Genomic DNA, 6717 nt, shown 5'->3' on the forward strand with positions numbered 1-6717 from the left:
GGGGCCTTGCCGGTTGGGGTCCGCGGTAACCAGGGGGGGGTCCTCCGGGGGGGGTTGTGGGTTTTTTTCTCCCCCCGGCGCGGTTCCCCGCCCCCCTGAAGGGGCGCGGGGAACCGCGCGACAAGCCTTCACACACCCGCAGCCGAAAGGACCGTCCACAGCCGAAGGGCCCCGAACCGTCATGGTTCGGGGCCCTTCGATCACGTACGAAGAACGCCGCTACGGCAGCTGCGCCGCCCGCGCCTCGCGGCGGTTGTCCCGGAAGTTGTTCACCCTCCGAGCGGTGGCGAAGAGGGGAATCACGGCTCCCATGACCAGCTGCAACGCACAGCCCGTCTGGAGGAGCAGCTGGCCGCTCGGCGCGTCGAAGGCCCACGCCGCCAGCAGCCCCATGCTGAGCACGATCCAGGAGAGCATCGCCCCGGCGAGGCGCCCCCGCGGCTTCGGGTACTCGACCCGGCTCACCATCAGCCACGCGGTACCGATGATCGCCATGAGCGTGGCGACGAACGGCAGCTCGAGCAGGACGATGGAGACGACCGTCAGCGCACCGAACGGCGACGGCATGCCCTGGAACGTGCCGTCCTTGACCGTGACGCAGGAGAACCGCGCCAGGCGCAGGACGACCGCGAGCAGGACCACGATGGCCCCGACCGCCGCCACCCGCTGATGCGCGTCGTCCGCGACCATGCCGTAGACGAGCACGAAGTACGCCGGGGCCAGACCGAAGCTGATCAGGTCGGACAGGTTGTCCAGTTCCGCGCCCATGGGGGAGGAGCGCAGCTTCCGGGCGACGAGACCGTCGAAGAGGTCGAAGACGGCCGCGCAGAGCATGAGGATGACGGCCGTGGCGGCGCTGTGCCGCGCCATGCCGGTCTCCTGGCTGCCCGTGAGGTGCGGGATGAGGATGCCCGTGGTGGTGAAGTACACCGCCATGAACCCGCACGTGGCGTTACCGAGAGTGAGGGTGTCCGCTATTGAGAGGCGGAGGGAGAGGGGCATCTCCTCCTCGTCGTCCACCACGTCGGCCTCCGGCACCCAGCCGGCCTGAGTCTCGGGATCAATCACGGTCAATTCGAGTCACCCCAGCCACGGTCTTCTGACCGACCTCCACGTCGACCTCGACACCCTCGGGGAGGTAGATGTCGACGCGTGAGCCGAAGCGGATCAGACCGATCCGGTCGCCCTGCTCGACCTTCGTACCCTGAGGGATATAAGGAACGATACGACGGGCGACCGCGCCGGCGATCTGGATCATCTCGATGTCGCCGAGCTCGGTGTCGAAGTGCCAGACGACACGCTCGTTGTTCTCGCTCTCCTTGTTGAACGCCGGAACGAACCCACCGGGGATGTGTTCGACCGACGTCACCGTGCCGGAGAGCGGCGCGCGGTTGACGTGGACGTTCAGCGGGCTCATGAAGATCGCGACGCGGGTGCGTCCGTCCTTCCACGGCATGATGCTCTGCACCACGCCGTCGGCGGGCGAGATGACCCGGCCCTGGGTGATCTCGCGCTCGGGGTCGCGGAAGAACCACAACATGCCCGCCGCCAGCGCGGTGGCGGGTACGGCCACGGCCTTGGCGGCGCCGGAGCGGCGCGCCCGGGCCAGGCTGAGTGCTGCGGTGGCAACGGTCGGGAGAAGCCACGGCGATGCTCCGCGCGCGAGGCGTACGCCTGCCAGGCTGTCGCGTGGTGCAGAGGTTTGGCTGTGGGGCATGGATGACCTTCGTAGCGGATGATGCCGCGCTGTAACGGGGGACGGCGGCTTTCCGGCGATCGTACCGGTCGCCGACCACAACTGGGCAAGCCAGGAAGCCGAGTCGGCGGCCGAAGAGTGTTGACGGGGTGTGATCTTCTTCGCGAAGAAAACACCCCGAACCGGGGCATTCAGCCCTGGAGTCGATACTCTTCGAGCAACCTGCGCCCGATGATCATTTTCTGGATTTCGGCGGTACCTTCACCGATCAGCAGCATCGGGGCCTCTCGGTAGAGGCGCTCGATCTCGTACTCCTTGGAGAAGCCGTAGCCGCCGTGGATCCGGAAGGCATCCTCCACGACCTCCTTGCAGTACTCGGAGGCGAGATACTTCGCCATCCCTGCTTCCAGGTCGTTTCGTTCGCCGGAGTCCTTTTTGCGTGCAGCGTTGACCATCATTGCATGGGCGGCCTCGACCTTGGTAGCCATCTCGGCGAGCTTGAACTGGATGGCCTGGTGCTGGGCGATCGGCTTGCCGAAAGTGTGACGTTGCTGGGCATAGGAGACGCCGAGCTCGAACGCACGCTGGGCGACACCGCAGCCACGTGCCGCTACGTTGACGCGGCCGACCTCGACTCCGTCCATCATTTGGTAAAACCCACGGCCCGTGGTCCCGCCGAGCACACGATTGGCCGGAATGCGCAGTCCGTCCATGATGAGCTCGGTCGTGTCGACGCCCTTGTACCCCATCTTGTCGATCTTCCCGGGGATGGTGAGGCCGGGGCGGACCTCTCCGAAGCCGGGCTCCTTCTCCACCAGGAAGGTCGTCATCGACTTGTGGGGCGCGGTGCCCTCGGGGTGGCCTTCGTCACTCCGGACCAGCACGGCCACCAGGGAGGACGTGCCGCCGTTCGTCAGCCACATCTTCTGACCGTTCAGGACGTACTCGTCGCCGTCCTTGACCGCCTTGGACGAGATCGCGGAGACATCCGAGCCGAGAGCCGGCTCCGACATGGAGAACGCGCCGCGCACCTCGCCGAGCGCCATGCGCGGCAGGAAGTGGTCCTTCTGCTCCTGCGTGCCGTGCTGCTTGAGCATGTACGCCACGATGAAGTGCGTGTTGATGATGCCGGAGACCGACATCCAGCCGCGGGCGATCTCCTCGACGCAGAGCGCGTACGTGAGGAGCGACTCGCCCAGGCCCCCGTACTCCTCGGGGATCATCAGGCCGAAGAGGCCCAGTTCCTTCAGCCCGTCGACGATCTGCTGCGGGTACTCGTCGCGGTGCTCCAGCTCGGTCGCGACCGGGATGATCTCCTTGTCCACGAAGTCGCGGACGGTGGAGAGGATCTCCTGCTGGATGTCGGTGAGACCGGCGGTCTGGGCGAGTCGCGCCATGGCTACTTCTCCTGCTCCTTGAGCTGGGGGCGGCCGGGCTGCTCGCCGCCGCGCTCCTTGATGTACGTCTCGGTCGGCACCATCACCTTGCGGCGGAACACGCAGACCAGCGTGCCGTCCTGCTTGTAGCCCCTGGTCTCGACGTAGACGATCCCGCGGTCCGACTTGGACCTGGACGGCGTCTTGTCGAGGACCGTGGTCTCGCCGTAGATCGTGTCGCCGTGGAAGGTCGGCGCCACGTGCTTCAGCGACTCGATCTCCAGGTTGGCGATCGCCTTGCCCGAGACGTCCGGCACGGACATGCCCAGCAGCAGCGAGTAGATGTAGTTCCCGACGACGACGTTCTTCCCGAAATCGGTCGTCTTCTCCGCATAGTTCGTGTCCATGTGGAGGGGGTGGTGGTTCATCGTCAGGAGACAGAAGAGGTGGTCGTCGTACTCCGTGACGGTCTTCCCGGGCCAGTGCTTGTAGACCGCGCCGACCTCGAACTCCTCGTAGGTGCGTCCGAACTGCATGGTGCTCAGGCCTCCGGGGCTTCGAACTTGCTGGTGCGCCGCATGCCGGCGGCCCGGCCCTTGCCCGAGACGACCAGGGCCATCTTGCGGCTGGCCTCGTCGATCATCTCGTCACCGAGCATCGCGGAGCCCTTCTTGCCGCCCGCCTCGGACGTGTAGTACTCGTACGCGTCCAGGATCAGCTCGGCGTGGTCGTAGTCCTCCTGGGAGGGCGAGAAGATCTCGTTGGACGCCTCGACCTGACCCGGGTGCAGCACCCACTTGCCGTCGAAGCCGAGGGCCGCGGCGCGCTGGGCGACCTCGCGGTAGCCGTCGATGTTGCGGATCTGCAGGTAGGGACCGTCGATCGCCTGGAGGTTGTTGGCACGGGCGGCCATCAGGATCTTCATCAGGATGTAGTGGTAGGCGTCCGCCGGGTAGCCGGGCGGCTGCTCACCGACGACCAGTGACTTCATGTTGATCGACGCCATGAAGTCGGCCGGGCCGAAGATGATCGTCTCGACACGCGGGGAGGCCGTCGCAATCTCGTTGACGTTGTTCAGGCCCTGGGCGTTCTCGATCTGCGCCTCGATGCCGATCTTGCCGACCTCGAAGCCCATCGTCTTCTCGATCTGCGTCAGCAACAGGTCGAGCGCCACGATCTGCTGGGCGTCCTGGACCTTCGGCAGCATGATGCAGTCGAGGTTCTGCCCGGCGCCCTCGACCACGGTCACGACATCGCGGTACGTCCACTCGGTCGTCCAGTCGTTGACCCGCACGACCCGCGTCTTGCCGGTCCAGTCGCCCTCGTTGAGGAACTTGACGATGGTGTGCCGCGCCTCGGGCTTGGCCAGCGGGGCGCACGCGTCCTCCAGGTCGAGGAAGACCTGGTCCGCGGGGAGGCCCTGGGCCTTCTCCAGGAAGCGGGGGTTCGAGCCGGGCACGGCCAGGCAGGAGCGCCGCGGACGAAGGCGATTGACGGGCGTGGTCATGCGGGGACCTCCAGGGGGTCGAGCTTGTTCGCTTTCCGGATCTCGTCGACGATACGGCCGATGATTCCGGTGATGTCGAAGTCCTTCGGGGTGAAGACCGCGGCCACTCCCGCGGCCCGCAGCTGTTCGGCGTCGGCGTTCGGGATGATCCCGCCCGCGATCACCGGAATGTCGGCCGCGCCGGCCTCGCGCAGCCGCTCCAGCACGTCCGGCACCAACTGGGCGTGCGAGCCGGACAGGATGGACAGACCGACACCGTGCACGTCCTCGGCGACCGCGGCGTCCACGATCTGCTCGGGCGTCAGCCGGATGCCCTGGTAGACCACCTCGAACCCGGCGTCGCGGGCCCGCACGGCGATCTGCTCGGCGCCGTTGGAGTGCCCGTCCAGGCCCGGCTTGCCCACCAGGAAGCGGAGCTTGCCGACACCGAGGTCCTTCGCGGTCAGCTCCACCTTGCGGCGGACCAGCGCCAGCGCGGTGCCCTCCTCGGCGGTGACCGCGACGGGCGCGGACGACACACCGGTGGGCGCGCGGAACTCGCCGAACACCTCGCGCAGGGCCCCGGACCACTCGCCGGTCGTTACACCGGCGCGGGCGCACTCCAGGGTGGCCTCCATGAGGTTGTCGCTGCCTTTGGCGGCCTCCTTCAGCCGCTCCAGCGCCTTGCACGGGCGCGGGTGGTTGAAGGGCGGCTGGTAGCGGGTGTCGCGCCAGTGCTGGAGCGCGGAGATCACCCGGGCCTCGACCGCCGGATCGACCGTCTGGATCGCCGCGTCCAGGTCGGCCGTGAGCGGGTTCGGCTCGGTCGACTCGAAGATGTTGACGCCGACGATCTTCTCCCGACCGGACTCGATACGGCCCCGGCGCTCGGCGTGCGAGGAGACGAGCTGCGACTTCAGATAGCCCGACTCGACGGCGGCCATCGCGCCGCCCATCTCCTGGATCCGCTCGATCTCGGTCAGCGACTCCTCGACGAGGGCCGCCACCTTGGCCTCGATCACATGCGAACCCTCGAAGATGTCCTCGTACTCCAGCAGGTCGCTCTCGTGCGCCAGCACCTGCTGGATGCGCAGCGACCACTGCTGGTCCCAGGGCCGGGGCAGCCCCAGCGCCTCGTTCCAGGCGGGCAGCTGTACGGCACGCGCGCGTGCGTCCTTCGAGAGCGTCACGGCCAGCATCTCGAGCACGATCCGCTGGACGTTGTTCTCCGGCTGCGCCTCGGTCAGACCGAGGGAGTTGACCTGGACGCCGTACCGGAAGCGCCGCTGCTTGGGGTCCTCGATGCCGTACCGCTCGCGCGTGATCTTGTCCCAGATGCGGCCGAACGCCCGCATCTTGCACATCTCCTCGACGAAGCGGACGCCCGCGTTCACGAAGAAGGAGATACGGGCGACGACGTCACCGAACTTCTCGGCGGGCACCTGGCCCGAGTCGCGGACGGCGTCCAGCACGGCGATGGCCGTCGACATCGCGTACGCGATCTCCTGGACCGGGGTCGCCCCCGCCTCCTGGAGGTGGTAGGAGCAGATGTTGATCGGGTTCCACTTGGGGATGTGGGAGACCGTGTACGCGATCATGTCCGTCGTCAGCCGGAGCGAGGGCACCGGCGGGAAGACATGCGTACCCCGCGACAGGTACTCCTTGACGATGTCGTTCTGCGTCGTCCCCTGGAGCTTGGTGATGTCGGCGCCCTGCTCCTCGGCGACGACCTGATAGAGCGCCAGCAGCCACATGGCGGTGGCGTTGATGGTCATCGAGGTGTTCATCTGCTCCAGGGGGATGTCCTGGAACAGCCGGCGCATGTCACCGAGGTGCGAGACCGGCACGCCGACCCGGCCGACCTCGCCGCGGGCGAGGATGTGGTCGGGGTCGTAGCCGGTCTGCGTCGGCAGGTCGAAGGCCACGGAGAGACCCGTCTGACCCTTGGCGAGATTGCGCCGGTACAGCTCGTTGGACGCCTCGGCGGTGGAGTGGCCCGCGTAGGTCCGCATCAGCCACGGCCGATCTTTCTGACGCTCTGTCATCAGTCGAACCTCAGACGTTCCGGAAGCGGTTGATGGCGTCGATGTGCTGGGCGCGCTTCTCGTGGTCGCGGACGCCCAGGCCTTCCTCGGGGGCGAGTGCGAGGACGCCGACCT

6 protein-coding genes are annotated in these 6717 nt (G+C 67.3%); all 6 read right to left on the reverse strand.

Annotated features, from left to right (window positions below):
- Positions 1 to 219: 219 nt before the first annotated feature.
- A complete protein-coding gene (pssA, locus tag ACFVXA_RS40525) occupies positions 220 to 1038 on the reverse strand; it encodes a CDP-diacylglycerol--serine O-phosphatidyltransferase (RefSeq protein WP_362025103.1) in 819 nt (272 codons plus the stop codon).
- Positions 1039 to 1060: 22 nt separating this feature from the next.
- Positions 1061 to 1717, reverse strand: coding sequence for a phosphatidylserine decarboxylase (locus ACFVXA_RS40530; RefSeq protein WP_362025070.1), 657 nt, complete (start codon positions 1715 to 1717; stop codon positions 1061 to 1063).
- A 170-nt stretch (positions 1718 to 1887) separates the two neighbouring features.
- Positions 1888 to 3093, reverse strand: coding sequence for an acyl-CoA dehydrogenase family protein (locus tag ACFVXA_RS40535; RefSeq protein ID WP_362025073.1), 1206 nt, complete (start codon positions 3091 to 3093; stop codon positions 1888 to 1890).
- Positions 3094 to 3095: 2 nt separating this feature from the next.
- Complete coding sequence (locus ACFVXA_RS40540) at positions 3096 to 3608, reverse strand: MaoC family dehydratase (protein ID WP_390028709.1); 513 nt, start codon at positions 3606 to 3608, stop codon at positions 3096 to 3098.
- Between the two features lie 5 nt (positions 3609 to 3613).
- Positions 3614 to 4579 carry a CoA ester lyase gene (locus ACFVXA_RS40545; RefSeq protein ID WP_362025079.1) on the reverse strand — a complete coding sequence of 322 codons (966 nt, stop codon included), beginning with the start codon at positions 4577 to 4579 and terminating at the stop codon, positions 3614 to 3616.
- Positions 4576 to 6603 (reverse strand): protein meaA, encoded by a 2028-nt coding sequence (locus ACFVXA_RS40550; RefSeq protein WP_390028710.1) that lies wholly within the window; start codon positions 6601 to 6603, stop codon positions 4576 to 4578. Before ACFVXA_RS40550 ends, ACFVXA_RS40545 begins: the two co-directional genes overlap by 4 nt.
- Positions 6604 to 6717 lie beyond the last annotated feature (114 nt).

This window comes from Streptomyces sp. NPDC058246 (genome assembly GCF_042881985.1).
GTDB lineage: Bacteria > Actinomycetota > Actinomycetes > Streptomycetales > Streptomycetaceae > Streptomyces.